This is a genomic window from Acinetobacter sp. LipI_23 (genome assembly GCF_058243045.1).
In genome coordinates this window covers 2,962,842-2,989,661 of record NZ_JBZAYJ010000001.1, presented here as the reverse complement: position 1 = coordinate 2,989,661, position 26,820 = coordinate 2,962,842, and the positions used below count along the sequence as shown (strand labels likewise).

The window sequence follows — 26,820 nt, the reverse complement described above, 5'->3', positions numbered from 1 at the left end:
GTTTTAAATTATATGTTTTATTTCAGACAAATCTATAGTGAGCTTTGATCTTTTTCAGTGGAGCAGGTCGTGAGTAGTCGTCAAGCGCTGGACAGTAAAGCTTCAGGGATTATGTTTGGGCTGTGTATTTTGTGGGGATTGCAACAAGTGGTGTTAAAGCTTGCTGCCCCCGATATTTCTGCAGTGATGCAAATTGCACTTCGCTCAGGTCTCTCTGCGTTGATGGTTTACCCCATGATCAAGCTGGCAAAGGGCACATCTTTATGGGGGCGAGACTACTTAGCCGCAGGAATTTTAGTTGGGCTTTTATTTGCAGCAGAATTTTTTCTGGTCGCTCAAGCTTTACGTTTTACCTCCGCGGCGCATACCGTGGTTTTGCTGTATACCGCGCCTATTTTTGTAGCATTGGGTTTGCACTGGAAATTACCCTCTGAACGTTTATCGCTCATTCAGTGGTTGGGCATTGCATGTGCATTTTTCGGGATCGTGATTGCATTTTTATTTCGTCCTGCAGCTTCACAATCGGCTGCGAGTTCGGCACTTTGGGGTGATGCTTTAGCACTTTTGGCAGGGGTATTGTGGGCAGCCACGACCATTGCAGTGCGGCTGACTAAACTAGCAGAAGCACCTGCGACCCAAACTTTGTTTTATCAGCTCTTTATCGCCTTTTTAGTGTTATTGCCTGTGGCTTTTTTCATGGGACAAGCGACGATTCACTGGTCTGTATTATCCGTTACAAGTTTGCTTTTCCATACCGTTGTCGTGTCATTTGCCAGTTATTTGATTTGGTTTTGGCTGTTGAAAAAATACTTGGCATCGCAGTTGGGAGTCTTTTCTTTTTTGACCCCAATCTTTGGGATGTGTTTTGGTGTGGTGTTACTCAATGAGCATCTGGAACTCAACTTTTTGGTGGGAACATGCTTTGTGTTGATGGGGGTGATGGTGGTGAGTTTGCATCATAAAATTAAGCAGTATGTATAGGCCTTTAAAATGGCTTTGCAGTAAATACTGAGTTGGCTTGAATCTGCCTTAAATTCAGGATGAAGCTTGAACTCAGACGGATTTGAGTGAGCTGATAAAAAAACGTGTCTTAGACACGTTTGTTATATGAAGGCTTAAGATTTATCATCAAAAATTGTAGACAGCGGAATAGCGAGTTTAGCCGCCAAGTAATCATCCGATTCTACTAACGCTGGGCCAATTTTTTGCATCCAGACATCATCAGGATGGACATTACCCAAATCTTTACGCTTTGGTAAAGGGTAAGGAAGTTTGCTGTAAAAACTCCAAAAATCGACTTGAGATAAATTACGTACCAGCACATATTGGTTGTCATCGGTACGTTTGACTAAGTTTTGCTGTTCAAGCATAAACACGTAACTCGGCCAACGTCCCAACTCATCCCGCCCTAATACATCTAAAGCTTCATCATCAGAGACACTGAGTCCTTGCTGTTGCTTTTTATAAAACAGCTCCAGCAAATCCAACAGCATAATGACAGGGTGTCGTTTTTGCTCTTTATGGGAGGTAAATGCGGTGAGCGCGTAGCTGATTTCAACCCCAATCAGGACAATATTCCACGACAAAAAAATCCATAATAAGAAAATAGGAATCGCAGCAAAGGCACCATAAACGACTTCATAGCTGGTGAAGTTCGACATGATAAAGCCGAACAAGTTTTTCAGGAGTTCAAACACGACGGCACTAAATAAGCCTGCAATCAAAGCGGATTTAATCGGGACACTTCGGTTTGGAATGGTCCAATTCAGAATAAAAAAGCCGACGACGGTTAAGCAGAATGAAATTAGCCACAGGACAAATGCGCCATTAAGCTCATAGCCTGCAAAATTATTGCTCAAAACATTGAGGGAAGCCATTGTCGACGAAATAACAAAGGCACTACCAAGTAGAATGGGGCCTAAAGAAATAATGGTCCAATAGCGCATAAAGCCAATAATGCCGCCGCGGGTTTCACGAACGCGCCAAATTCGGTTAAAGACCGTTTCAATACTGGTTAGCATCATGACGGTAGTAACGAATAAAAATAAGATCCCGATAATGGTTAAATTACTGGATTTATCGGTAAACGCATTTAAGGCCTTATCAAAAGCAATCGTGGTTTTCGGTAAAAAATTACTATAGATCAGTTGTTGTAATTGCTGCCGTGCAGGTTCAAGCGCTTTGATTGAGGAAATGATCACCAAAAAAACGGTTAGCATCGGAACGACGGCAAACAGGGTGGTGTAGGTCAGTGAACCCGCTTGTTCACGACATCGATCGGCCTCAAAGCGTCGCAGTACAAATAAAACGAACTGAAACCAAGTTTTCTCATAGAAAGGAAGTTTTCTTAAGTACTGTTTTAACATAGGCAAAGTATCTCTTTTGTTTTCTTCATCTTTTCTACATTTTTCACCCTAAGCTTAACCAAAAAATAGGAAAAATACCGTATAGTTTTATTTTTTCTGTCGCCGAACTCTATTCATGCAAACCTATGTTTTAGTTTTATATTACAGCAAATACGGCAGTACCCGTGAAATGGCGCATCTGATTGCAAATGGAATTGAAGTCAGTGGTGTTGCAGTTAAAATTCGAACGGTGCCAAATATTGCGGCTGTGGTGAAGGAAGCAGAGCCGAGTATTCCTGCAGAAGGCGATATTTATTGTAGTTTAGAGGACTTGGCAAACTGTGCTGGTTTAGCGCTAGGTTCACCAACCCGTTTTGGTAACATGGCTTCTGAAATGAAATATTTCCTCGATCAGACCACCAGTCTTTGGCTCAATGGAGCACTGCATGGCAAGCCGGCTTGTGTGTTTACCTCATCAGGTTCGATGCATGGTGGCCAAGAAAGTACTTTATTGACCATGCTGCCACCGTTGTTTCATCATGGCATGATGATTTTAGGGTTGAACAATGCCATTCCCGCATTGTCACATACGAAAACAGGTGGAACACCGTATGGTGCGAGCCATGTCAGCGGGCCTCGACATGATCAGCGCTTAAGCCAAGATGAAAAAGTGCTGTGCGAAGCTCAAGGTAAGCGTCTTGGGGAAGTTGTGAAGAAACTACAAGCCTAGAACACTGAGACATGAAAAAAGCCTATCCATGATGGGCTTTTTATTATTGGGCTGGCGTCAGATGCTACTCTTTGAACTTTGTACCGCACTTGAGACATTTATAGTCAAGAAATACATTTTTATCGACAATCACCCCCGCTTTTTTACCAAAACGATGTCCTAAAAACCCGCCTGTTACGCCAATACTGACCGCACCGACAAAAGTGCCAATGGTACCACCCATAATCACCCCCAGAGGTCCAGCCGCTGCACCGATCGCTGCACCAATAGAGGCCCCAGATGCTGCACCACCGACGGTACCAGCGGTTGCACCTGCCGAACTGAGCAATACGCCCCCAATTTTAGTCAGTTGTTGCTCGTGATTGCGTTTTTCAACCTCACTAGAGCCACATTTTGGGCAGAGAATTGTATTTTCCATAGTCTATTGGCCTATTCGGGTGACCAGTGATTGAAGCTGGCAGCCGTTTTACGGTGTGGATGACACGTTGCGCAGAACAACCGTGTTTTGCGCTTTAATTTGAAAGATCTAAACAACTGAATCTAGAGTAAATCTTAGTTGAACTTGCAGCAATAATATTTATTAAACTTGTAATTTTCTTGAGTAGTTTATGCTGTGTTTTTAAATATGGTTTAGTTGGCAAAGTGAATTCGGTTTCTTCCTGCTTGCTTGGCACAGTACAAGGCTTTATCTGCACGTTTAAAGACATCCTCTGCATCTGCGTCATGTTTGCCGACTTCAGCAACCCCTATACTGACTGTGAAACACAGCACTTCTTGCTCATAATGCACTTCCATGGCTTCAATCGTTGAACAAATGCGTTTAAAGACCCGCATGGCTTCATCACCCAAGCAGGCGGGTAAAATAATCGCAAACTCCTCACCACCGATACGGGCTAAAAAGTCTTCGTCACGCAGTACACTGCGGATTTTTTTGGTCATCTTTTTCAGCACATGGTCACCTGCGGTATGCCCATAACAGTCATTCAGCTGTTTAAAGTGATCAATATCTAAGATGCCTATCGTAAAGGGCACGCGAGTATGGCTGAAGTGCTGCATGGTTTGATTACTTTCTTGCACAAATACCCGGCGATTAAAGGTTCCTGTGAGTTCGTCAGTAGACGCTAAGACAGCCATTTCTTGCACTTGTAAATGCAGTTTAATGTTTAAAGCTAACCATGTGGCGAGGCTCTGTAAAAGAATCGCTTGTTGTAGGGTGTAGTGATGTTTACGTTGATCTGCCACATTTAAGGTGCCAATACACACGCCATTATGAATCATGGACGCATCCATACAGGTGCCCATGCCATGCTCGGAAAGCATTTTACAATCCAGCTCATCCGACTGAGCGAGGTCATCGCAAATGATCAGTTGTGATTGGGCAAAGACTCGTCCGACAAAAGTCTGCCCAATCGGAATTTTAAAATCCATGGGAATCGCATGATTGCCTGAGATCGAATACAGCTTGAGATATTCTTCAGTATCTTGCAGGGTAATGCTGGCCCGATCCGCATCAAACACGTGAGAAATCCAGTAAGCAATCGTATCTAGAACAGCTTGCAAGGAGTCTGCTTTACTCAAGTCGTGAATGAAGTCTACAGGGAGTTGGATGGAGTGCGCGCCATCAAAGCCAGATAATTGGCTTGGGGTAAATGATCGTTCAGTTAATTGGTTCTTGTTTATCATTCAATTCGGTATCTCTATAAAATAGTATCCAATTTAGTCTTTGTTTGTTTTGCTCTTAGAAAGTGGACATTACCTTTTAGATTTGATCATGCTATATAAATCGCATTTCTCCAACGTCAATGTGTAATTAAATTGAAAAAAAACGATATATTTTTACTTTAAATTAAAAATAACCTACAGCGCAAATGTGGCATTTACATGTGGATGACCCGTGGGTCATCTGAGTGACAAAAAAAGAGCACCTGAAGTGCTCTTTTTTGAAGTTAAACACCGTGATTAGTCACGAACAAATTCAACAGTGCCATTTGCCAATGACTTTACGCGTGCCAAAGATTCAACGCGGTAGCCTTTTTCAAGCAAAATGTCACGACCAGGTTGGAATGATTTTTCAATCACAATACCCACACCAACAACTTCTGCTTTCGCTTGGTGAATTAAGTCAATCAGACCCAATGCCGCTTGACCATTGGCCAAGAAGTCATCAATCACGAGGGCTTTGTCTGCTGAGCTGATGTGCTTATTTGAAATTGCAATCGTGCTTTCGGTTTGTTTGGTAAACGAAAAGACTTTTGAGCGGTAAAGGTCATCTTTTAAGGTTAAAGATTGGTATTTACGCGCAAAAATAACGGGCACGCCCAGTTCTAAACCTGCCATGATTGCAGGTGCGATACCTGATGCTTCAATCGTGATGATTTTAGTGATGCCTGCATCTTTAAAACGAGCAGCAAATTCTTTACCGATTAATTGCATCATAACCGGATCAATTTGGTGGTTTAAGAAAGCATCAACTTTCAGAACTTCATCAGATAGAACGATACCTTCGCTTAAGATTTTCTGTTCTAGTGCGTACACGGGAGAATCCTCTAGGGGCAGGTGCTTTTTCAAGCAAAAGCGTATTTTAGGAAGCACCTGAAAAAATGCAAGTAAAATTCGTCAAAATGACTAATTGCTTGCACCTTTATAACCCGTTAATAGCAATCCATAGGATGTTTTCTTATCCACATGGCTGACTTTGACAGGAAGGTAGTCCAATTTAGGTGCTAACCAAAAAATGGTTTCGCGGCCAGGTTTGTCATGTTTCATGACCACTTTAATGGTGTCAAAGGTGCCATAATCGGTTTTGATTGACTCAGAACCTTGCCTTACAAATTTACGTGCTTCCACTTCTTTGGCATCGGCCAAATAATAAGTCGATTTTAAACCGCCATTTTTGATGTCTTCACGAAGTTGTAATTCAGCATTCAGTTCATCCAGTACGCCGGCTTTCCAAGCGAAAGAACGCGCTTCTTTGTCTTTCTTGGTATTGATGGTTTTTGCCGCTGGATTGAAGTTAATACTCATGGTGTTGTTATGCACCAAAATTTTACTACTACGGCTAAAACTGCTGGACTGAATTTGCTTACCATTGAAACTAAAGCGACTGCTTTCGGTCGCAGAGGCGATACCACCAGCTTTGGCTGCAAAGACATAGTTCCAGTTGTTGCCCGATTTCGATAACGTACGTGTCGCTGAGCCCATGTTTTTGCCATTATAATTAAATTGATAACTGGCTTGGAATGGACTCATGGCAAAGGTTTGGTTTGAAAAACCGACAAACAGCAAGGTGCTGACCCCTGTTGCCATTGCGACTGTTTTCAACATTGATTTAGCCATAAGAAAAAGTTTCCTATTCAGTTGTAGGCACAAATTTTTTGCATAGAAATATTATGCACGTTGATTATGAAGAAAAAATTCGAAACATAGAGCAAACTGTAGTTTTATGTTTCTTTTACACATCTTAAGTCACATTTTAGTCGCGGAATATCGAGTTATTTTTGTCGAATTGGTGAGACCGTGCTTTCATCTAGATTGGGTTCAATCAAGTCATCGATAGAGGTTTGCGAAAACTTATTAAATAACGCTGTTAAGTTGACATTACCGATCACCACCAATTCTGCTTCACGCAATACGGCATGATTGACATGGACTTTACCTAAGGTATCGATAATAGAACGATTTTTTCCTAACCAGCGATTCAGATCCAAATGCAACAGATCATCTTTGACTTTAATCACATTCAGTTTTTCTAAAATCATGCCTAAGGGGTCTTGGTTCAGGACTTTTTGATAAAAGAATAGGGCACAGCGCACGCCAATTTTATGAAAAACTGTCGGGTATTCAGCATCTAGCACACTGGTGTCACTGATTTGCTCAAATACGATCAACTGCGTTTTTTTATTTAACTCCATTTGTGCCAGTTTCAAATCTACCGAAAGCGTGAGTTTGAGCCCGTTATAGTCGAGCGTGGCATATAAACGTAACCAGTCATCATGTAAGTCGGCATGCAGGTCTTTCAACATTCTCACGTTGTCGGTCACAAAACGTTGAAAAGTGGCATTTAAAAAGACTTGAGACATTGGAAACTCGCGCTCATCCTCAATAAATCCTTCCGCCTTTTGATAAACTTGGCGTAAACGATTTGAAATGTTGGAAATAAGCGTTTGCATAAGAGGTGTCCTAGCTAATCAACGTGTTTGAGCGATCAGATCTCTGGTCGAAATGTTTGAAAAATACTGCTCATGAACCTTGCAGTTTAGCAAAATTAATTGCACCATTTTCATGATTTTACGAAACAGTGAATCTAAAGGGCACAAGGTCTCATTCTACGCAATAAAATGAAGACTGTGTCTATTTTATACTGCGCGCATGCGCTTTGGGGAACAAGACAAATTGTCGGTTTGGTGTGATGCTTAGAAAAATAAATGTAATGCCTTTGGCTCATGATTGGTGGAAAGACCCAATTTTTACAGCGACCGTCGTACTGGCGGTATTTTTGCATCTCGTGATTTTGACTTTGCAATTTGCTATGCCTCAAGAAAATGATGCGGCAGTGAAAGAAATTGCTGTCACTTTACGCCCTTCTGATAAAAAAATTGAAAATGCAGATTTTTTAGCGCAAGCCGATCAACAAGGTTCAGGGACCTTTCGTGAATCACATCGTATGTCGAGTGACATGCCCGCACCGATGCTTGAGCAAAGTACAGGCGAACAGCAGCGTGAAACTTTAGAGCAGATCCAACAAAAACGTGAACTGAATTTTGAAGAAAAACTGTTGATGACGACTTTAAGTTGGCAAAAACAAGCTGAGGATAATCAGCGCAAAAAAGCCATGGAAGAAATGAACAGTCAGTTTCAAACCAAAGCAGCAATGGTGGCCAGCCTTGAAGCGCAATATTTACAACGCCAACAAAACTTTAGTCGTCAGCAAAAAATTAAAACAGTCGATGGTATTCAAGCCAAGCAAGATATTTCGGCCGCCTATCTTGAAAAGTTCCGTCAGAAAGTGGAGTTTTATGGCAACCGTTACTATCCAGAAGCAGCTAAACAGCAGCGGCTGGCGGGTGAAGTGCGTTTAATGGTGATTCTAAATGCATCAGGAGGCATCCGTGCTATTCGCCTGATTGATAGTTCAGGTCATGAGATGCTCGATGAGGCGGCAAAAGCATCGGTACGTAAGGCTGCACCATTTGGTGGATTTGATGCCAAAATGAAGGATATTTCTGAGTTACGCATTGTGCGTACATGGCGTTTTGACCCAGCAGAGGCAGAGTTTGAAGTGCACTGAGCTGTTCACTTTTAAGTGTACTTTGATGATTTTGCTTACTTCGGATTATTGGGTTGCGCGGACATAGGCTCCGTCTTGACGTCCACCGATCCAAGTCACAGTTAAATGAGACTCTTCCACATCTAGGCGGCTAGGAAAGATTTCTAAATGCTTGCTATATTTTGGCAGTGCCTTTAAACCAATGCAGTTGCCATTTTTCCACCATGTCCCCTCAGCATATTGGTCTAAAGAGCCGACAGCTAAGTACCATTTAAATTTACCGTTGGGTTCTAGTAAAAGCTCGGAACCGACCTCCATAACGCCGTTTAAATAATAATGTCCAGCCCACACCTGAGCTACGTCTTGAAATTTCACTTCCTGACAAGATGTTTGATTTTGATCATTGCTCTTGGCATAAAGTGGTGTAGTGCAAGATAGGGCGATAATGCAGAGTAGTTTTGAAATTGGTGTATGCATTTTTATAATCTCTTCATCTATTTTTTCATCTTGTATTATTTTTAGCATAAATAAACCCGACACATCGAGATGAATCGGGTGAGTTGTTTCAGATCTAGTAATTATTGTTCTAAATAAGGGTTTTCAAAACCGAGTTTATCCAAAATTTCAATTTCGATGCCTTCCATTTCTTCAGCATCTGCTTCTGACGTTTCATGGTCATAGCCCATGAGGTGCAAAGTGCCATGTACCAACATATGAGTGAAATGCGTCAGTGGCGCTTTGTTTTGTTCTTTCGCTTCCAAGAGCACCACAGGAATGCAAATGACCAAATCGCCAATGGGAAATGAGTCAAGGATTTGCGCCATTTCATCGGGTAAGTCGCTCGGGAAAGACAATACATTGGTTGATTTATCTTTGCCGCGATATTCCAAATTCAATTTATGACTTTCGTCATGGTCGACACAAGCAATGCCAATTTCACAGTTACTCTGTGTGCCAATATGACGTAAAACAGTTTCTACAACTTTTTTGAGATAGCCACGTTTCAAGACCAATTCAGGGGCTTGAAAGTCCTGTTGTAGAGAAAGACTCAGTTTCAAAATAGATCCTTAAATAATGACATCTGCGGGCATTTTAAAATGCCCGCAGACTTTAACTTAATGCTGAGCATCGGCAGCGGCATCATTTTCAGCCACTAAGGCCTCTTGACGCGCTTTGCGTTCAGCACGCGCTTCAGCCGTTAAGCGATGTTGTTCTGCATCCCATCCCTCATAAGCTTCAACAATTTTTTGTACTAATTGGTGACGTACCACATCACGAGAGTGGAAACGAGTAATATGAATTTCTTTGATCTTGTCGATGATGCGTAAAGCATGCGCCAGACCAGATTGCTGACCACGTGGTAAGTCGACCTGTGTGATATCGCCTGTAATCACTGCGCGCGAACCAAAGCCTAAGCGTGTGAGGAACATTTTCATTTGTTCAGGCGTGGTGTTTTGCGCTTCGTCTAAAATCACGAAAGAGTGGTTTAAAGTTCGACCACGCATATAAGCCAGTGGTGCCACTTCAATCACTTGACGTTCAATCAGTTTGGCCACTTTCTCAAAGCTAAGCATTTCATACAAGGCATCGTAGAGCGGACGTAAATATGGATCAATTTTCTGGCTTAAATCACCCGGGAGGAAACCAAGTTTTTCACCTGCTTCAACGGCAGGGCGAACCAATAGAATCCGTTGAATTTCATTGCGTTCTAGCATGTCAACTGCGGCTGCAACGGCGAGATAGGTTTTACCTGTACCCGCAGGTCCAATACCAAAAGAAATATCACTTTGGAGAATACGCTGCACATAACGCTTTTGGTTGGCACCGCGTGGATTGATACGACCTTTACGGGTTTGGAGCCATACTTCATCTAAACCAGTGTGCTCTTGTCCGTCGAGGTCTTCTTGCAATTCACGGTCAGTCTGACTGCCTTGAATCATGAGGTGTAAGGTATCGGCACTGATTTGTGCCGTATTTTCTGCTTCTTCATGCAGGCGATGGAGCAGACCTTCGGCTCTCTCAACTGCATCCATTTCACCATCGACATAAAATGCATCACCTCGATGGGAAATAGTGACATCTAAACGCTGTTCGATTTGTTTCAAATGACCGTTATAAGCACCGAGCATGCTCTTTAAACGTTCTATTGAAACCCCAGGAAAAGTTACTGTACGTCGAATCGCTGCAGTCAAGAGAATTCCTTTAAGTAGTCAGAATCTATTCCCTTACATTACGCCACGTCAGGCTCAAGATTCAAGAGTTCACCATAAACAAAATTCAAAGTTTTAATCTCTGTCACTTCGATTTCGGCGAAACGTCCGACCCATGTTGCATCACCAATAAAACTCACATAACGAGTGTTATCCGCCGTGCCAATCAGAAAGTTTGGATCTTTGTCTGAAACTTTCTCGACCAAAACGCGTTGAATGGTGCCGAGCATGGCATCAGTCTTGTCAATACTCGAGCGTTTGATCCATTTTTGAACTTTACTGAGACGCTCTTTTTTCACCTCTTCAGAGGTGGTGTCTTCAAGATCAGACGCAGGTGTACCCGGACGTTTTGAATAAACAAAACTGTAAGAATGATCGAAATCCATGTCTTTGATAAACTGATAAGTTTCTTCAAAGTGCGCATCGGTTTCACCCGGGAAACCAATGATGAAGTCACTGGATAAATGCATATCTGGACGGACTTTGCGTAATTTGGCAATTTTGTCGATATACACATCAATGGTGTGGTTACGCTTCATGGCTTGCAATACATCGTTTGAGCCGCTTTGTACAGGTAAATGTAAATGCGATACCATTTGTGGGAGGTCACGGTAACATTCAATTAAGTCATCATTAAACTCAAGTGGATGTGAGGTGGTGTAGCGTAAACGCCCAATCCCCGGAATTTCTGCAACAAGACGTAACAAGTCTGCAAAAGTACAGATATTGCCTTCAAACGTTTCACCACGGTAACCATTGACGTTTTGACCCAATAAAGAAATCTCACGGACGCCTTTTTCGGCTAAGGTCGCAATTTCTGCTAAAACATCATCCAATGGGCGAGAAACTTCTTCACCACGGGTGTAGGGCACCACACAGAATGAACAATATTTTGAACAACCTTCCATTATTGAAACAAAAGCCTTGTAACCTTCCACACGCGGTTCAGGTAAAAAGTCGAATTTTTCAATGTCTGGGAAAGAAATATCCACCAATTTGATTTTTTCTTTCTTGGGTTTTTCGATTTGATCAAAGTGCTGATCAAGCATCTGTGGTAAGCGGTGCAAGGTTTGCGGGCCAAAAATCATGTCGACATAGTTAGCACGTTTTTGAATGTTGTCACCTTCTTGAGAGGCCACACAACCACCGACACCAATGATCAGTTCAGGATTTTTGTCTTTCAGCTTGCGCCAACGACCCAATTCAGAGAACACTTTTTCTTGGGCTTTTTCACGAATCGAGCAGGTATTCATGAGTAGAATATCTGCTTCTTTCGGGTCTTGGGTCAGCACATAACCGTGCGAGTCGCCAAGTAAGTCTGCCATACGGTGACTGTCATACTCATTCATCTGACACCCTTGCGTTTCGATATACAGTTTTTTAACTGATCCATCGATGGCTGGGGTGTGCTGTGGCTGGGTAACAGTGTTTTCTGAGGCAGCTTGGGCACCATTTGGAATGAAGGTTTGAACCGTCATGTAGGCTCCTAAGGGGGGATAAATCTAGGTTTTTGTGTCTGATCAGTATCTGTGGCGGCGAAAGCAGAGCTTGGCTGGCGACAAAAGGGTGATCAAACACCATGTGAAATCTACGAAAGGCGCATATTTTAGCAGGAAATCTGAATAAACTTATAGCTTTAAATCTGAAGCTAAAAAGATTGATTTGTGAAGCGAAAATGCAGGAAAATTAATATTGTCTAATCATAAGGTTACATAAGAGAACAATAGAGTCTGTTATGAGTTATTAAACTAATGAAAATGATGAGACGAGACTAGGCAATCCAAAGATGACTGAAGGCAAACCCATGTTAAAACGATTACAGAATAAATATTATCAAGTGTTTGCGTTGGGTGTGGCTGCCTTGGGTCTATCGGCAGTGACACATGCCGCAGATGAACAATTTAATGATGCCTTGCGTGCAGCAAATGCTGGCAATGTTGGTTTATTACAGCAATATCAAAGCAGTATGCAGGGTGATGTGCTGGGCTATTATCCTGAATATTGGGTACTTAACAGTAATTTGGCATTGCAACCTGCGGCGAATATTGTTGGATTTGCACAGCGCTATCCGCAATCTGCTATGGCTGAGAAGTTAGCCGCAGATTACATCGAAGAAAAAGTTAAAATGGCCGACTTTGCTTCCGCGCAGCCGGTATTGGCCTATGTGTCCAATGCAGATCGCGCAGAAAGCTGTGCCATGGCGCAAGTCCGTGCCAAGTCAGGCGATCCTTTGGTTTTTGCCGAATATAAAGATGTTTGGCTCACGACCAATTCACAACCTGAGTCTTGTACAGGGCTGGGGCGTATGATGTTGTCTAGTCCACTGATGACGGAGCAAGACAAACAACAACGTTTATGGGCGCAGCTACGTGCAGGGCAGTCAGGTCAAGCGATTGCAACCGCACAAACCATTGGCATGAATCTGTCGTTGGCACAGCTGAATAGCATTCAAGCTGATCCCCTGAACTATCTCTGGTCCGCACCGAAAGCATCGGCGGCAAATCAAGCGTATTTAATTTATGCCATTGGGCGCTTAGCCGACAGTGATCTAAATACTGCGCTGGCATCGGTAAAACGTGCTGCAGAGGGTACACCTGAGTCGGTACAAAAAGCGTTGTACCGCGCCGTGGGGTATATCGGTGGCACAACTGTTATGAAAAATAATTTTAATGTGGAAGTGTTGCAAGCCTTCGATCGGAGCTATGGTTTAGCACTGAGTGAAGAAGAAGCTGAAATTTATGCACGCCAAGCCATTCGTTTCGGTGCATGGGAGAGTGTTATTCGTGCCATTGATGGCATGAGTGTGACGCAAAAACAAGAAGATCGCTGGCAATATTGGTTAGCCCGTGCTTCAGAACAACGTGGTGATGCAAAGTCAAAAGCACTGGCGCGCGAGATCTTCAAAAAATTGTCAGTAGGTGACGATTATCATAACTTATTGGCAAAAGATCGTATTGGTCAGCGTTATCAAACGATTCCAGCAAATACCCAACCGAGCAATGCGGATGCGCAGCGTTTGAGCCAAGATATTCACTTTAGTCGCGCTTTTGCACTGCGTAACGTCAATGCGCCAGACAATTATGTTAACCGTGAGTGGAACTGGGCGGTTCGACAAGCTTATTTAAAACAAGATGATGGCTTAATTTTGGCTGCTGCCAAACGGGCCACAGAAATGGGATGGTATGACCGCGCTATCTATGCAGCCGATCGAACCGTCAAGCAACATAACTACAGTTATCGTTATGCTATGCCACATCAAAGCTATGTGGTCAGCCATAGTCGCAATGCAGGCATAGATCCTGCATGGGCGTATGGGTTAATGCGCCAAGAAAGCCGATTTGTTACCCATGCACGTTCGCATGTTGGGGCAGGTGGTTTGATGCAAATCATGCCGGATACGGCAAAACTGGTCGCTAGACAAATGGGTGAAACCTATAATCCTGCTGCACTGAGTGATATGAATACCAATGTTCGTTATGGCACATTCTACTTGTCCATGATTCAAAGCCAATTAAGTAATAGTCCTGTACTTGCCACAGCAGGTTATAACGCAGGGCCAAATCGTGCGCGCCGTTGGCAGCCTGAAAATCAGCCGATTGCGGCGGATCAGTACACAGAAAGTATTCCTCTGACTGAAACTCGTGATTACGTCAAGCATGTCATGAGTAATGCGACCCATTATGGTGTTCTGCTTGGACAGGGACCACAGTCGATCACCCAGCGCATGCAAAATATTCCTTTTAGAAGTCAATAATAAAGGCCTAGGCATTTTATGGTTTTGATGTCATCCCAATCAGTCTTAACGCAAAAGCTTCTGCTGTTGATCAGCAGCGGCATTGCTATGGGGTTTTTTGCGACATCAGCCCATGCAACACCGACCGTGTTTGGCTATGTGATGGAAGTTCAAATGACACCCGCCGTGTGTTTGTTCGATAACCAAGGCTCAAAGAAACGGAAATGTTTGGAAGGCTATTCACTCAATATTACAGGCTTGTACCCTGAAACCACGACACGAGAGTGTCAGACCAAGTCTTCAGCTGTATTGTCTCCGCTTCAAACTAAAGTGGTGGCTAGGGTCATGCCCGATGAGCATGCACGTCGTCAGTTGTGGGCAGAGATTGGGGGGTGTGTGCCGATGAGTGCCAGTCAATATTTCCGTAACGTGATTAATTATGCAGAACGTTTAAAAATCCCCGCAGATTTGACTTCATCTGAAAATAAAACTGCGCAACTTAATACCTTACGAGGGCAGTTTCAGCGTTTGAACCCCGGACTGCCTGCAAGCGGGTTACGTTTTAGCTGCCGTACTCACCGTCAAACCAATATTTTGACCGAAGTCAAGGTCTGTTATAAACCCAATGGTCAGTACAAAGGTTGTGCAGAGAATATACAAGAAAACTGCCCAAATTCTTTTGCGATCAAGGGTTCTTACTAATCTCTTTCCTTAAATTAATTTATATTTCCTATCATACTTTTGTTGGAATTCATTCTCTTTTACATGCATCTGCCAAAGTATTGGAGTACAATCTTTGCCGTTTATGATTATTAAGATTAGATAGAACAGCTATTTAATCATATAACGTTCCTCAAATGGAGATAAGTACATGAAGCAACCTGTTCGCGTTGCCGTTACTGGCGCTGCTGGTCAAATCGGTTATAGCCTATTATTCCGTATCGCTAGTGGCGAAATGTTAGGTAAAGACCAACCAGTTATTCTGCAATTGTTAGAAGTTCCTTTTGAGAAAGCTCAAGCTGCGCTTAAAGGCGTAATGATGGAATTAGACGACTGTGCTTTCCCATTATTGGCTGGCATGATCGGTACTGATGATCCAAAAGTTGCATTTAAAGATGCTGACTACGCGTTATTGGTTGGTTCACGTCCACGTGGTCCTGGTATGGAACGTGCTGACTTATTGAAAGTGAACGGTGAAATCTTCATCGGTCAAGGTCAAGCACTAAACGAAGTTGCTAGCCGTGACGTTAAAGTACTTGTTGTAGGTAACCCTGCAAATACAAATGCTTACATCGCAATGAAATCTGCTCCAGATCTTCCAGCGAAAAACTTCACAGCAATGTTACGTCTTGACCACAACCGTGCGTTGACTCAAATTGCTCAAAAAGCGGGTGTTGCTGTAGCAGACATCAAAAACATGACTGTTTGGGGTAACCACTCTCCAACGATGTATGCTGACTACCGTTTTGCAACTGTAAACGGCGAAAGCTTAAAAGACAAAATCAACGATGCTGACTGGAACGCGAATGTATTCCTTCCAACCGTTGGTAAACGTGGTGCTGCGATTATCGAAGCGCGTGGTTTGTCTTCAGCTGCTTCAGCTGCGAACGCTGCGATCGACCATATGCGTGATTGGGCTCTTGGCACAAATGGCGAATGGGTAACGATGGGTATTCCTTCTGACGGTTCTTATGGTATTCCTGAAGGCGTAATGTACGGTGTTCCTGTAACTTGCGAAAATGGCGAATACACACGTGTTGAAGGCCTAGAAATCGATGCGTTCAGCCGTGAACGTATGGACAAAACTCTTCAAGAACTTGAAGAAGAGCGCGCAGCAATTGCTGACATGCTTAAATAATTAAAAACTAATCTGTTCAAGATCTGTTTTGAAAAAGCACTCCGTTTGGGGTGCTTTTTTATATGGGGGGGTGTTGAACAAAAAATAACATGCTGTGATGTAGATACAACTGAGCATAGATGGCCAAAGGTTTATTCTAAGAGGGCATGATCAGGGCTTGAGGAGAACAATGATGTTTGACCAACAACCGACTTTAGAACTTTTATTTGAACAATTGGGGCTTGATGCGAGTGCAGAAGCAATCGATCAGTTTATTGAAACACACCAACTTACTTCAGACGTTCCATTGCATAAAGCACCCTTTTGGTCAAAAGCACAGCATGACTTCATTATCAGTAATTGGAAAAAAGATGATGAATGGGCAATGGTGGTCGACCTGTTAAATGAACAATTGCATACAGAACATACGCTTTCAGGTTCGTGTCATTTATAATCACAAATTGAAACAACAAACCTAGTTTTATGACTAGGTTTTTTTAGAAAATACATATAAGTTAATTCAATAATAATTGACAATAGTATTGATAAGGAGGCCGAGATGCTCAGTCAACATAAACCATCCTTAGAGCTTTTATTTTCGCAACTGGGACTCGCCAATAGTGCGGCTGCCATCGAGTTATATATTCGTACGCATCAACTTCCTGCTCATCAATCTTTACACGACGCACCGTTTTGGAATTCCGCACAACGTGCTCTATTAATCAGTCATTTGGTTCAAGATGATGATTGGGCAATTATGGTTGATGAACTCAATCAACAGTTACACCTCGATGCTTATAAACTTCAAACTGCCTAAATTAATTTTATGTCGCCGCCATTTGAATACTGGAATTGACCCATAAAAAACGCCTGATTTCAGGCGTTTTTTATTTGTAGATTTTAGTGCAATTTACTTTGCATCAGCTTGATAAACCAATCTTCTTGATGAAGGTCAACAAAAGCGGCATGTTCACGCAGTAAAACGAAATCGAACTCGGTGCTTTTCGCATATTTGCCTAGCCAGTGTCGTGCCAATGCTGACTCTTTTCTACTGACCGAGGCATAGGCCAAAAACAGGTAAATATCGCCCTGACCATAGCTGGTCAGTGGTTTTAGAATTTGCTGTGTAATCAACGCAAAGCGATCTTCTTTGGTAATTTCAAAGTACAGCATATAAGCCTTAGCAAGATGCAAAGACAAATTGAGGTACAAAGACAGAGGCATTTCCTCAAACTCAATTCGGCCTTGCTCAAGTAATACCACCGCTTCTTGTAAAAAGTGGACTTGCTCTTGGCGCAGTTGGCTCAGTGTGACTAACTGTAAGCGCAAATCAGCGCGCTCAAGGGCTAATTCAGGGCTATTGCCTTGTAGGTAGAGTTGATCTGTTTCACCAATACGCTGAATAATTTGTTGACTGCTGGCACGCATCGGTTACATCCTCATCAATTGATGTTCAGTATATGAGGATACTTCTTACAATTTAAAGTCTTTTTGCTTGAATCACAGGATTGTACTGTCACTCCGTAACCATCCAGTAATCGATAAACGCTGATGTTTAGCTTCTAAGACCTCATGCAGTAAGTCACTTTGAAACAGCGCAATACGATTCGGTTTGGGTTGTAGCACATGCCAAATGTCATTTTTATCTTGCAGATGAAGTTCACCGCCCCAATCGTCTTGCCAGTCTTCGTGTAAATAATAAACCGTAGAAATCATGCGGCCATTTTTGCCTTGAGGATTATCACGGTGTAGGGCATAAAACTCGCCAGCGTTATAGCAAGCAAAATGTGCTTCGACGTCTCGAATACCGAGATAAAAGGCACGATTTAGTTCCTGTCCCAAACTATAAAGGGATTGAACATGTTGATGAGAAATAACGAGCTCGGGATTGAGCCATAAAATGTGATCACTACGGATCTTGCTGATAACACCGTTTTGAATAGCGGCTTCACGAAAGCGGTTTAAGTTCGAAGTACATTCTTCAATGAGTTGATGTACATAGTCATCAGAGTAGGCGTCATCAATGATGGCAAAACCATGTTGATCTAAATCATCTAGGATTTGATCAACATTCCAAGACTTTGGGAGAAGAACTGCTTCCATTACATTAACCTAAAAAAGACAAAGAAAAGCCACGGTTATTCTAGTGTATGAAAGCAATCTGAACGAAACTATTTTTCATGCTAAAATACTCATTGATTTTAGGAATGATAGAAACATGAATTACCGTCACCACTTCCATGCAGGTAACTTTGCAGATGTCATGAAGCATGTCCTTTTGCTTCAGATTTTGACTCGCCTCAATCAAAAAGATAAACCGTATCGTTATATTGATACGCATGGCGGTGCTGGTAAATATGATTTATCGACTTCAGAAGCACAAAAGTCGGGTGAGTTCTTAAATGGTATTCACCGTTTAGTAAAACTTGATGACTCGATTAAGCGTAATGCGCCTGAAGGTGTTCAGCAGTATTTAAAAATTGTTGAAAAAATGCGTGAAGGTTCAGGTAAGGGCGCTTATCCAGGTTCGCCGTGGTTTGCACTGGAAGGCATGCGCGAAATCGATAAAGCCACCATTTTTGAAATGCAGCGTGATGTATTCCAACAGTTGTATTACAACGTTCGTGATAAACGCGCAGGCTTACATGAGCGCGATGCGTATGAAGGGCTATTTGGCGTTATTCCACCCAAAGAAAAACGCGGATTGGTGATGATTGATCCACCTTACGAAGTAGAGCGTAAAGATTTCCCTCAATTGGTTGATCTCATAGCGACTGCATATAAAAAATGGCCAACGGGTGTGTTTGCAATTTGGTATCCAATCAAAGATCGCGCCATGATTGACCGTTTTGAAAAGAAAATGATCAAAACCGGTATTCGCCGTCAGTTGATCTGTGAAGTATGTGTATGGCCAGATGACACTCCAGTGGGCTTAAACGGTTGTGGTCTGTTGGTGATTAACCCACCTTGGAAGTTTTCTGAAGATGCAGATGAAGCACTACAATGGTTATTCCCACATTTGCGTATGAGTGAAAATGGTGGTCATGCTGCTGTTCGTTGGTTAGTTGGCGAATAAAGATAGACTATAAGAGAAAAGGCTACATTAGGATCGACAGAGAATGACAAATATAAATAAACCTGAAAGCGAATCTTCACCCCGCAGTACGCCTACTTTTGATGGGATTACTTTCGAGGTGGAAGAAGAAGAGCACACACAGGAAGGTCAAAAAGTAAAACGTCGAGGTATTTATTTGTGGCCGAACCTGATTACAACGGCAGCGTTGTTGTCAGGCTTTTATTCCATCATTGCCAGTATGAATGGCAACTTCCAGCAAGCGATTTATGCCATTTTCTTGGCAGCTTTGTTGGATGGCTTGGACGGCCGCGTTGCACGAGCCATTGGTGCGCAGAGTGCTTTTGGTGAGCAGTATGATTCTTTATCTGATCTATTGGCGTTCGGGGTTGCACCCGCTATTTTGATGTATAGCTGGAGTTTGGATTCGCTCGGCCGTATTGGTTTGGCGTGTTGCTTTGTCTACACTGCCTGTGCTGCGTTCCGTCTAGCTCGTTTTAATGTGCAAATCGGTGTGGTCGATAAGCGTTACTTTATTGGTGTAGCTAGTCCACTTGCTGCGATTATTATTATTTCATTGGTTTGGGTCGGACTCGATTTCCCCGAAATTTTTGATATTCGTGAGCGGGGGATTCAAGCCATTAGCGCAGCAGTGATTGTGTCTGTCGGACTCCTCATGATTTCGAATATTAAATATTATTCATTTAAAACGGTAGATCGTAAGCGAGTACCATTTTTTGTCCTTCCTATCGCGGTCTTTATTTTTGCTGCAATGACTTACAATATTCCTGTGGGTATTTTAGTTATTTCCTTGATTTATGCATTATCTGGCTTTATTACTACGTTTTTAGCACGACGTCAGCACAGCCCATCATGAGTTAATGATATGTAGAAGGAGTATGATATGTGGTTGTTTCAAGATTTTCTCGATCAGTCTAAACAACTTAATCAGGCTCCTTCACGGTCACTTCCTGCTTATCACCCACCCAATAAAAAATATAAAATTATTCATCAAGCTTTAACCATTCCCAATCTTCCTGCACCATTACATTATTTAAATTTTTTGAGCATGATTGGTCAGCCCAATACGCCCATGTTTCGGAATAACAGCGCAATCAGAACTACACCCTTAGATACTGCGACCGTATTGGCCAGTAGTAGTCCACATATGGCAGGGCAACTGAACCGCTATTCAATTTCTGCGGAATGTTCATTTCAAGAAAAAACATTTAAATTTGCCAATAAAGAACAGCTCATGGGAACCTTCCCAAAATTTCAAATTCAAAGAAAAGACACAGAATTGAGTTTTGAAATTGAAATAACAACAACACCGCTGATTTCACATTTCACAAAATTGCGTTTTGGTCTTGCCGAGCATTGGTCCGTATTGTGTCGATGTCAGGGAGAAGTTAAATATAAAGAACAGTGCTTTGACATTGACCAGTTGGGAGCTTTTGAATACGCGCGCAGTATCGACTTTAGTTATTTACCCTTAGCGTTTTTCACATATCAAGTCATTAATCTGGTGGATCAGCGTCAGTTATTGTTAGAACAAATTCGAGATTCGTTTAATCGAATTGTACAGTCACGTATCTATATACGGGATTTGCAAAAACAACAAACCCATATGTTTGATCGGATGGTGCGCTTTCAAGTTCATCGTGTTTATCCTGCTGTGAAAACTCCCAATGGGCAAAAAATGTATTTGCCGCGAGAGTTTGAATGGCATTATCAAGATGAGCAGGGACATCACATCCATCTTTGCGCGCAAAGTCGTGGTGATTTTAAATTTGGTTTAGCTGCGGGTTATGTGGGTAGCTTTAAATATCAACTCAAAATGGATAATTACGAGGAACAGGGCGAAAGTGGTTATTGTGAATATGTGGATTGTCGTGCATTAAAGTGGCAAGAAAAAAAATCACAAGAAAAAAATCGAAATGAAATTGGAGAAATTGTTCCCTTTTCACTCAAAAAATAAGAAAAAAGCGACATTTTGCTGAATAAGTAAACAAGTGGAAGTTTTTTTATAAAAAATTGAGTAAAGGGGGTTGTGTTGGATATGAAATGCTGTAGAATGCACATCCATCGGCGGTGATGTTGATTAAAACTTGTTGAGAAACAAGGATTTAGCCCAAGCGGTAGAATCTGGAAGTCTTGAATAAGTTTAAAAATAATTAACAAAACCAGTTGACTTCTTCTTGAAAGAGAGTAGTATAGCCGACCTAGCTTGCTGATGACGAATCAGCAAGAAGATCATTAAGAGATTATGAAGAACAACTTGTGTGGATTTTTACTGATTGATCGATCGAAAATATTTCATTGATTGAATGGTAAAAATTACTCGAAGTTTATTTGAGAAATATTTGTCAGAAAATTGATGAGCCAAGATTTGTAGCCATAAGCTACTAATGATTTTTAACTGAAGAGTTTGATCATGGCTCAGATTGAACGCTGGCGGCAGGCTTAACACATGCAAGTCGAGCGGGGAAGGGTAGCTTGCTACATTTCCTAGCGGCGGACGGGTGAGTAATGCTTAGGAATCTGCCTATTAGTGGGGGACAACATTCCGAAAGGAATGCTAATACCGCATACGCCCTACGGGGGAAAGCAGGGGATCTTCGGACCTTGCGCTAATAGATGAGCCTAAGTCAGATTAGCTAGTTGGTGGGGTAAAGGCCTACCAAGGCGACGATCTGTAGCGGGTCTGAGAGGATGATCCGCCACACTGGGACTGAGACACGGCCCAGACTCCTACGGGAGGCAGCAGTGGGGAATATTGGACAATGGGGGGAACCCTGATCCAGCCATGCCGCGTGTGTGAAGAAGGCCTTTTGGTTGTAAAGCACTTTAAGCGAGGAGGAGGCTACTTAGATTAATACTCTAGGATAGTGGACGTTACTCGCAGAATAAGCACCGGCTAACTCTGTGCCAGCAGCCGCGGTAATACAGAGGGTGCGAGCGTTAATCGGATTTACTGGGCGTAAAGCGTGCGTAGGCGGCTTCTTAAGTCGGATGTGAAATCCCTGAGCTTAACTTAGGAATTGCATTCGATACTGGGAAGCTAGAGTATGGGAGAGGATGGTAGAATTCCAGGTGTAGCGGTGAAATGCGTAGAGATCTGGAGGAATACCGATGGCGAAGGCAGCCATCTGGCCTAATACTGACGCTGAGGTACGAAAGCATGGGGAGCAAACAGGATTAGATACCCTGGTAGTCCATGCCGTAAACGATGTCTACTAGCCGTTGGGGCCTTTGAGGCTTTAGTGGCGCAGCTAACGCGATAAGTAGACCGCCTGGGGAGTACGGTCGCAAGACTAAAACTCAAATGAATTGACGGGGGCCCGCACAAGCGGTGGAGCATGTGGTTTAATTCGATGCAACGCGAAGAACCTTACCTGGTCTTGACATAGTAAGAACTTTCCAGAGATGGATTGGTGCCTTCGGGAACTTACATACAGGTGCTGCATGGCTGTCGTCAGCTCGTGTCGTGAGATGTTGGGTTAAGTCCCGCAACGAGCGCAACCCTTTTCCTTATTTGCCAGCGGGTTAAGCCGGGAACTTTAAGGATACTGCCAGTGACAAACTGGAGGAAGGCGGGGACGACGTCAAGTCATCATGGCCCTTACGACCAGGGCTACACACGTGCTACAATGGTCGGTACAAAGGGTTGCTACCTAGCGATAGGATGCTAATCTCAAAAAGCCGATCGTAGTCCGGATTGGAGTCTGCAACTCGACTCCATGAAGTCGGAATCGCTAGTAATCGCGGATCAGAATGCCGCGGTGAATACGTTCCCGGGCCTTGTACACACCGCCCGTCACACCATGGGAATTTGTTGCACCAGAAGTAGGTAGTCTAACCGCAAGGAGGACGCTTACCACGGTGTGGCCGATGACTGGGGTGAAGTCGTAACAAGGTAGCCGTAGGGGAACCTGCGGCTGGATCACCTCCTTAACGAAAGATTGACGATTGGTAAGAATCCACAACAAGTTGTTCTTCATGACGATGTATCTGAGGGTCTGTAGCTCAGTTGGTTAGAGCACACGCTTGATAAGCGTGGGGTCACAAGTTCAAGTCTTGTCAGACCCACCAAATCTGACTAACAAGCATTATTAAATGCTGAATACAGAAAAACAGAAACATTGACTTATTGATAAGCTGGGGACTTAGCTTAGTTGGTAGAGCGCCTGCTTTGCACGCAGGAGGTCAGGAGTTCGACTCTCCTAGTCTCCACCATATATTGTTCTTCAATATATAAGCTAAGTAGTTAGATTATAGAAATTAGTAAGAGGTAGACATTGGTTTACATTTTATTAACTTCTGTGATTTATCACAGTTTCCTGACCTGACGAAGGCTGGAAAAATCATTAACAGAATATATTTGAGTTGAAATAATTTGTTCATACTCGTTTTTAAGATCGACATTAACAGTGATTTATTACTGATTGATGAAGATTGAAGAAATGAGTTACTAGCGAAATTAACTGAATCAAGCGTTTTGGTATGTGAATTGAATTGAAGCTGTACAGTGTTTAAGTACACAGAACAACAAACTGTAAGGAAGTGATGAGAAATCATCATAGACTGTCTTAATCCTACTTGTAGGGATTAACGACTGTTTGGGGTTGTATAGTCAAGTAATTAAGTGCATGTGGTGGATGCCTTGGCAGTCAGAGGCGATGAAAGACGTAATAGCCTGCGATAAGCTCCGGGGAGGCGGCAAATATCCTGTGATCCGGAGATTTCTGAATGGGGAAACCCACCTGTCATAAGGCAGGTATCGTATGATGAATACATAGTCATACGAGGCGAACGAGGGGAAGTGAAACATCTCAGTACCCTTAGGAAAAGAAATCAATTGAGATTCCCTCAGTAGCGGCGAGCGAACGGGGAAAAGCCCATTAAGTCATATCAGTTTTAGTGGAATGCTCTGGGAAGTGCAACCATAGTGGGTGATAGTCCTGTACACGAAAGGGCTGATATGATGATGTCGAGTAGGGCGGGGCACGTGAAACCTTGTCTGAATATGGGGGGACCATCCTCCAAGGCTAAATACTCCTGACTGACCGATAGTGAACCAGTACCGTGAGGGAAAGGCGAAAAGAACCCCTGTGAGGGGAGTGAAATAGATCCTGAAACCGCATGCATACAAGCAGTGGGAGCCGACATGTTCGGTGACTGCGTACCTTTTGTATAATGGGTCAGCGACTTACATTCAGTAGCGAGGTTAACCGCATAGGGGAGCCGTAGAGAAATCGAGTCTTAATAGGGCGTTTAGTTGCTGGGTGTAGACCCGAAACCGGGTGATCTATCCATGAGCAGGTTGAAGGTTGGGTAACACTAACTGGAGGACCGAACCCACTGTCGTTGAAAAGCCAGGGGATGACTTGTGGATAGGGGTGAAAGGCTAATCAAACTCGGTGATAGCTGGTTCTCCCCGAAAGCTATTTAGGTAGCGCCTCGGACGAATACCATTGGGGGTAGAGCACTGTTTCGGCTAGGGGGTCATCCCGACTTACCAAACCGATGCAAACTCCGAATACCAATGAGTACTATCCGGGAGACAGACTGCGGGTGCTAACGTCCGTAGTCAAGAGGAAAACAATCCAGACCGCCAGCTAAGGCCCCAAAATTATAGTTAAGTGGGAAACGATGTGGGAAGGCATAGACAGCTAGGAGGTTGGCTTAGAAGCAGCCACCCTTTAAAGAAAGCGTAATAGCTCACTAGTCGAGTCGGCCTGCGCGGAAGATGTAACGGGGCTAAAACTATATGCCGAAGCTGCGGATTTGCAATTTATTGCAAGTGGTAGGGGAGCGTTCTGTAAGCCGATGAAGGTGTATTGAGAAGTATGCTGGAGGTATCAGAAGTGCGAATGCTGACGTGAGTAACGACAATGCGAGTGAAAAACTCGCACGCTGAAAGACCAAGGGTTCCAGTCCAACGTTAATCGGGGCTGGGTGAGTCGACCCCTAAGGCGAGGCCGAGAGGCGTAGTCGATGGGAAATTGGTTAATATTCCAATACTTCTATGTAATGCGATGAGAGGACGGAGAAGGTTAAGTCAGCCTGGCGTTGGTTGTCCAGGTGGAAGGTTGTAGGCATGTATCTTAGGCAAATCCGGGGTACTGTATGCTGAGAACTGATAGCAAGCTGTACTTGTACAGTGAAGTGGCTGATACCATGCTTCCAGGAAAAGTCTCTAAGCTTCAGTTACATAGGAATCGTACCCGAAACCGACACAGGTGGTCAGGTCGAGTAGACCAAAGCGCTTGAGAGAACTCTGCTGAAGGAACTAGGCAAAATGGTACCGTAACTTCGGGAGAAGGTACGCTGCCGACGGTGATAGGATTTACTCCTTGAGCTATTGGCAGCCACAGAAACCAGGCCCCTGCAACTGTTTATTAAAAACATAGCACTCTGCAAACACGAAAGTGGACGTATAGGGTGTGATGCCTGCCCGGTGCTGGAAGGTTAATTGATGGGGTTAGCGTAAGCGAAGCTCTTGATCGAAGCCCCAGTAAACGGCGGCCGTAACTATAACGGTCCTAAGGTAGCGAAATTCCTTGTCGGGTAAGTTCCGACCTGCACGAATGGCATAATGATGGGGGCGCTGTCTCCAGCAGAGACTCAGTGAAATCGAATTCGCCGTGAAGATGCGGTGTACCCGCGGCTAGACGGAAAGACCCCGTGAACCTTTACTGCAGCTTGACATTGAACTTTGATCTTACTTGTGTAGGATAGGTGGGAGGCTTTGAAACCGAGACGCTAGTTTCGGTGGAGCCAATCTTGAAATACCACCCTGGTAATATTGAGGTTCTAACTCTGTCCCGTTATCCGGGACGAGGACCATGTCTGGTGGGTAGTTTGACTGGGGCGGTCTCCTCCTAAAGAGTAACGGAGGAGTACGAAGGTGCGCTCAGCGTGGTCGGAAATCACGCGTAGAGTATAAAGGCAAAAGCGCGCTTAACTGCGAGACCCACAAGTCGAGCAGGTACGAAAGTAGGTCTTAGTGATCCGGTGGTTCTGTATGGAAGGGCCATCGCTCAACGGATAAAAGGTACTCTGGGGATAACAGGCTGATACCGCCCAAGAGTTCATATCGACGGCGGTGTTTGGCACCTCGATGTCGGCTCATCTCATCCTGGGGCTGAAGCAGGTCCCAAGGGTATGGCTGTTCGCCATTTAAAGAGGTACGCGAGCTGGGTTTAGAACGTCGTGAGACAGTTCGGTCCCTATCTACCGTGGGCGTTGGAAATTTGAGAGGATCTGCTCCTAGTACGAGAGGACCAGAGTGGACGAACCTCTGGTGTACCGGTTGTGACGCCAGTCGCATCGCCGGGTAGCTATGTTCGGAAGGGATAACCGCTGAAAGCATCTAAGCGGGAAGCCTACCTCAAGATAAGATTTCCCTAGGACTTTATGTCCTCTAAAGAGCCGTTGAAGACTACGACGTTGATAGGTTGGATGTGGAAGCATAGTGATATGTGAAGCTGACCAATACTAATTGCTCGTGAGGCTTGACTATACAACACCCAAACAGTTGGTGTTGTGGTTCAAATCACTGCAAACAACTTGATTTAGTTATAAAGCTAGATAAAATATCCAACTCAAATATACCTGTTAATA

General features: G+C 43.5%; 23 protein-coding genes, 2 tRNA genes and 2 rRNA genes. 15 read left to right on the top strand and 12 right to left on the bottom strand.

Going from position 1 to position 26,820, the window contains the following annotated elements; genetic code table 11:
• Positions 1-69: 69 nt before the first annotated feature.
• Complete coding sequence (locus AC4CVD_RS14705) at positions 70-981, top strand: DMT family transporter (RefSeq protein ID WP_114837379.1); 912 nt, start codon at positions 70-72, stop codon at positions 979-981.
• Between the two features lie 134 nt (positions 982-1,115).
• Here the strand turns inward: AC4CVD_RS14705 and AC4CVD_RS14700 are convergent, their stop codons facing one another.
• Positions 1,116-2,366, bottom strand: a complete 1,251-nt coding sequence (locus tag AC4CVD_RS14700; protein WP_490753372.1) for a YihY family inner membrane protein — start codon at positions 2,364-2,366, stop codon at positions 1,116-1,118.
• A 115-nt stretch (positions 2,367-2,481) separates the two neighbouring features.
• On the opposite strand from AC4CVD_RS14700, the gene wrbA reads away from it, so the two are divergent.
• A complete protein-coding gene (gene wrbA, locus AC4CVD_RS14695) occupies positions 2,482-3,075 on the top strand; it encodes an NAD(P)H:quinone oxidoreductase (protein ID WP_114837370.1) in 594 nt (197 codons plus the stop codon).
• 64 nt (positions 3,076-3,139) lie between these two features.
• On the opposite strand, the gene AC4CVD_RS14690 is transcribed toward wrbA, so the two are convergent.
• The 5 genes from AC4CVD_RS14690 to AC4CVD_RS14670 all read right to left on the bottom strand — a co-directional run bounded on the left by AC4CVD_RS14690 (position 3,140) and on the right by AC4CVD_RS14670 (position 7,244).
• Positions 3,140-3,493 carry a hypothetical protein gene (locus AC4CVD_RS14690; RefSeq protein WP_062032472.1) on the bottom strand — a complete coding sequence of 118 codons (354 nt, stop codon included), beginning with the start codon at positions 3,491-3,493 and terminating at the stop codon, positions 3,140-3,142.
• Positions 3,494-3,705: 212 nt separating this feature from the next.
• Positions 3,706-4,758, bottom strand: a complete 1,053-nt coding sequence (locus tag AC4CVD_RS14685) for a sensor domain-containing diguanylate cyclase (RefSeq protein WP_228254607.1) — start codon at positions 4,756-4,758, stop codon at positions 3,706-3,708.
• 276 nt (positions 4,759-5,034) lie between these two features.
• The gene (locus tag AC4CVD_RS14680; RefSeq protein WP_004691243.1) at positions 5,035-5,610 is read right to left on the bottom strand and encodes a xanthine phosphoribosyltransferase; all 576 of its coding nucleotides are present in this window, start codon (positions 5,608-5,610) and stop codon (positions 5,035-5,037) included.
• Between the two features lie 90 nt (positions 5,611-5,700).
• The gene (locus AC4CVD_RS14675; protein ID WP_490753371.1) at positions 5,701-6,411 is read right to left on the bottom strand and encodes a DUF3108 domain-containing protein; all 711 of its coding nucleotides are present in this window, start codon (positions 6,409-6,411) and stop codon (positions 5,701-5,703) included.
• A 155-nt stretch (positions 6,412-6,566) separates the two neighbouring features.
• Positions 6,567-7,244: a hypothetical protein gene (locus tag AC4CVD_RS14670; RefSeq protein WP_004691240.1), complete on the bottom strand. Its 678-nt coding sequence runs from the start codon at positions 7,242-7,244 to the stop codon at positions 6,567-6,569.
• Positions 7,245-7,504: 260 nt separating this feature from the next.
• Here AC4CVD_RS14670 and AC4CVD_RS14665 point away from each other — a divergent pair, with 260 nt between their 5' ends.
• Positions 7,505-8,362: an energy transducer TonB gene (locus AC4CVD_RS14665; protein WP_490753370.1), complete on the top strand. Its 858-nt coding sequence runs from the start codon at positions 7,505-7,507 to the stop codon at positions 8,360-8,362.
• A gap of 45 nt (positions 8,363-8,407) precedes the next feature.
• Here AC4CVD_RS14665 and AC4CVD_RS14660 read toward each other — a convergent pair whose 3' ends face one another.
• The 4 genes from AC4CVD_RS14660 to miaB form a co-directional block, all read right to left on the bottom strand.
• Complete coding sequence (locus tag AC4CVD_RS14660) at positions 8,408-8,818, bottom strand: hypothetical protein (RefSeq protein WP_178904411.1); 411 nt, start codon at positions 8,816-8,818, stop codon at positions 8,408-8,410.
• 101 nt (positions 8,819-8,919) lie between these two features.
• On the bottom strand, positions 8,920-9,399 hold the full coding sequence (ybeY, locus tag AC4CVD_RS14655) for an rRNA maturation RNase YbeY (RefSeq protein ID WP_490753369.1): 480 nt from the start codon (positions 9,397-9,399) through the stop codon (positions 8,920-8,922).
• 57 nt (positions 9,400-9,456) lie between these two features.
• Positions 9,457-10,533 carry a PhoH family protein gene (locus AC4CVD_RS14650; RefSeq protein WP_490753368.1) on the bottom strand — a complete coding sequence of 359 codons (1,077 nt, stop codon included), beginning with the start codon at positions 10,531-10,533 and terminating at the stop codon, positions 9,457-9,459.
• Positions 10,534-10,571: 38 nt separating this feature from the next.
• A complete protein-coding gene (gene miaB / locus AC4CVD_RS14645; RefSeq protein WP_114837373.1) occupies positions 10,572-12,029 on the bottom strand; it encodes a tRNA (N6-isopentenyl adenosine(37)-C2)-methylthiotransferase MiaB in 1,458 nt (485 codons plus the stop codon).
• A gap of 308 nt (positions 12,030-12,337) precedes the next feature.
• Here miaB and AC4CVD_RS14640 point away from each other — a divergent pair, with 308 nt between their 5' ends.
• The 5 genes from AC4CVD_RS14640 (at position 12,338) to AC4CVD_RS14620 (ending at position 16,938) form a co-directional block, all read left to right on the top strand.
• Positions 12,338-14,305, top strand: coding sequence for a lytic transglycosylase domain-containing protein (locus AC4CVD_RS14640; protein WP_114837374.1), 1,968 nt, complete (start codon positions 12,338-12,340; stop codon positions 14,303-14,305).
• 18 nt (positions 14,306-14,323) lie between these two features.
• Positions 14,324-14,986 carry a ribonuclease T2 family protein gene (locus AC4CVD_RS14635; protein ID WP_005401247.1) on the top strand — a complete coding sequence of 221 codons (663 nt, stop codon included), beginning with the start codon at positions 14,324-14,326 and terminating at the stop codon, positions 14,984-14,986.
• A gap of 169 nt (positions 14,987-15,155) precedes the next feature.
• Positions 15,156-16,142 carry a malate dehydrogenase gene (locus tag AC4CVD_RS14630; protein ID WP_004691225.1) on the top strand — a complete coding sequence of 329 codons (987 nt, stop codon included), beginning with the start codon at positions 15,156-15,158 and terminating at the stop codon, positions 16,140-16,142.
• Positions 16,143-16,314: 172 nt separating this feature from the next.
• Positions 16,315-16,575 carry a DUF2789 family protein gene (locus AC4CVD_RS14625; protein ID WP_004691222.1) on the top strand — a complete coding sequence of 87 codons (261 nt, stop codon included), beginning with the start codon at positions 16,315-16,317 and terminating at the stop codon, positions 16,573-16,575.
• A 105-nt stretch (positions 16,576-16,680) separates the two neighbouring features.
• Positions 16,681-16,938 carry a DUF2789 family protein gene (locus tag AC4CVD_RS14620; protein WP_004691219.1) on the top strand — a complete coding sequence of 86 codons (258 nt, stop codon included), beginning with the start codon at positions 16,681-16,683 and terminating at the stop codon, positions 16,936-16,938.
• 83 nt (positions 16,939-17,021) lie between these two features.
• Here the strand turns inward: AC4CVD_RS14620 and AC4CVD_RS14615 are convergent, their stop codons facing one another.
• Positions 17,022-17,549: a hypothetical protein gene (locus AC4CVD_RS14615; RefSeq protein WP_004691217.1), complete on the bottom strand. Its 528-nt coding sequence runs from the start codon at positions 17,547-17,549 to the stop codon at positions 17,022-17,024.
• Positions 17,550-17,621: 72 nt separating this feature from the next.
• On the bottom strand, positions 17,622-18,224 hold the full coding sequence (locus AC4CVD_RS14610; protein WP_114837376.1) for a 2OG-Fe(II) oxygenase: 603 nt from the start codon (positions 18,222-18,224) through the stop codon (positions 17,622-17,624).
• 115 nt (positions 18,225-18,339) lie between these two features.
• Between AC4CVD_RS14610 and AC4CVD_RS14605 the strand changes: the two genes are divergently transcribed.
• From AC4CVD_RS14605 to AC4CVD_RS14575, 7 genes are all read left to right on the top strand, one after another.
• Positions 18,340-19,197: a 23S rRNA (adenine(2030)-N(6))-methyltransferase RlmJ gene (locus tag AC4CVD_RS14605; protein WP_004691214.1), complete on the top strand. Its 858-nt coding sequence runs from the start codon at positions 18,340-18,342 to the stop codon at positions 19,195-19,197.
• 43 nt (positions 19,198-19,240) lie between these two features.
• Entirely contained in the window at positions 19,241-20,071 is an 831-nt protein-coding gene (pssA, locus tag AC4CVD_RS14600; protein ID WP_087011599.1) for a CDP-diacylglycerol--serine O-phosphatidyltransferase, read from the top strand.
• Positions 20,072-20,098: 27 nt separating this feature from the next.
• Complete coding sequence (locus AC4CVD_RS14595) at positions 20,099-21,172, top strand: DUF6670 family protein (protein ID WP_201701645.1); 1,074 nt, start codon at positions 20,099-20,101, stop codon at positions 21,170-21,172.
• A 438-nt stretch (positions 21,173-21,610) separates the two neighbouring features.
• Positions 21,611-23,148, top strand: a 16S ribosomal RNA gene (locus tag AC4CVD_RS14590).
• 61 nt (positions 23,149-23,209) lie between these two features.
• Positions 23,210-23,286 (top strand) — tRNA-Ile (locus AC4CVD_RS14585).
• A 68-nt stretch (positions 23,287-23,354) separates the two neighbouring features.
• Positions 23,355-23,430 (top strand) — tRNA-Ala (locus AC4CVD_RS14580).
• Between the two features lie 395 nt (positions 23,431-23,825).
• A 23S ribosomal RNA gene (locus AC4CVD_RS14575) occupies positions 23,826-26,719 on the top strand.
• Together the 16S and 23S rRNA genes with 2 tRNA genes alongside form the textbook arrangement of a ribosomal RNA operon.
• Positions 26,720-26,820 lie beyond the last annotated feature (101 nt).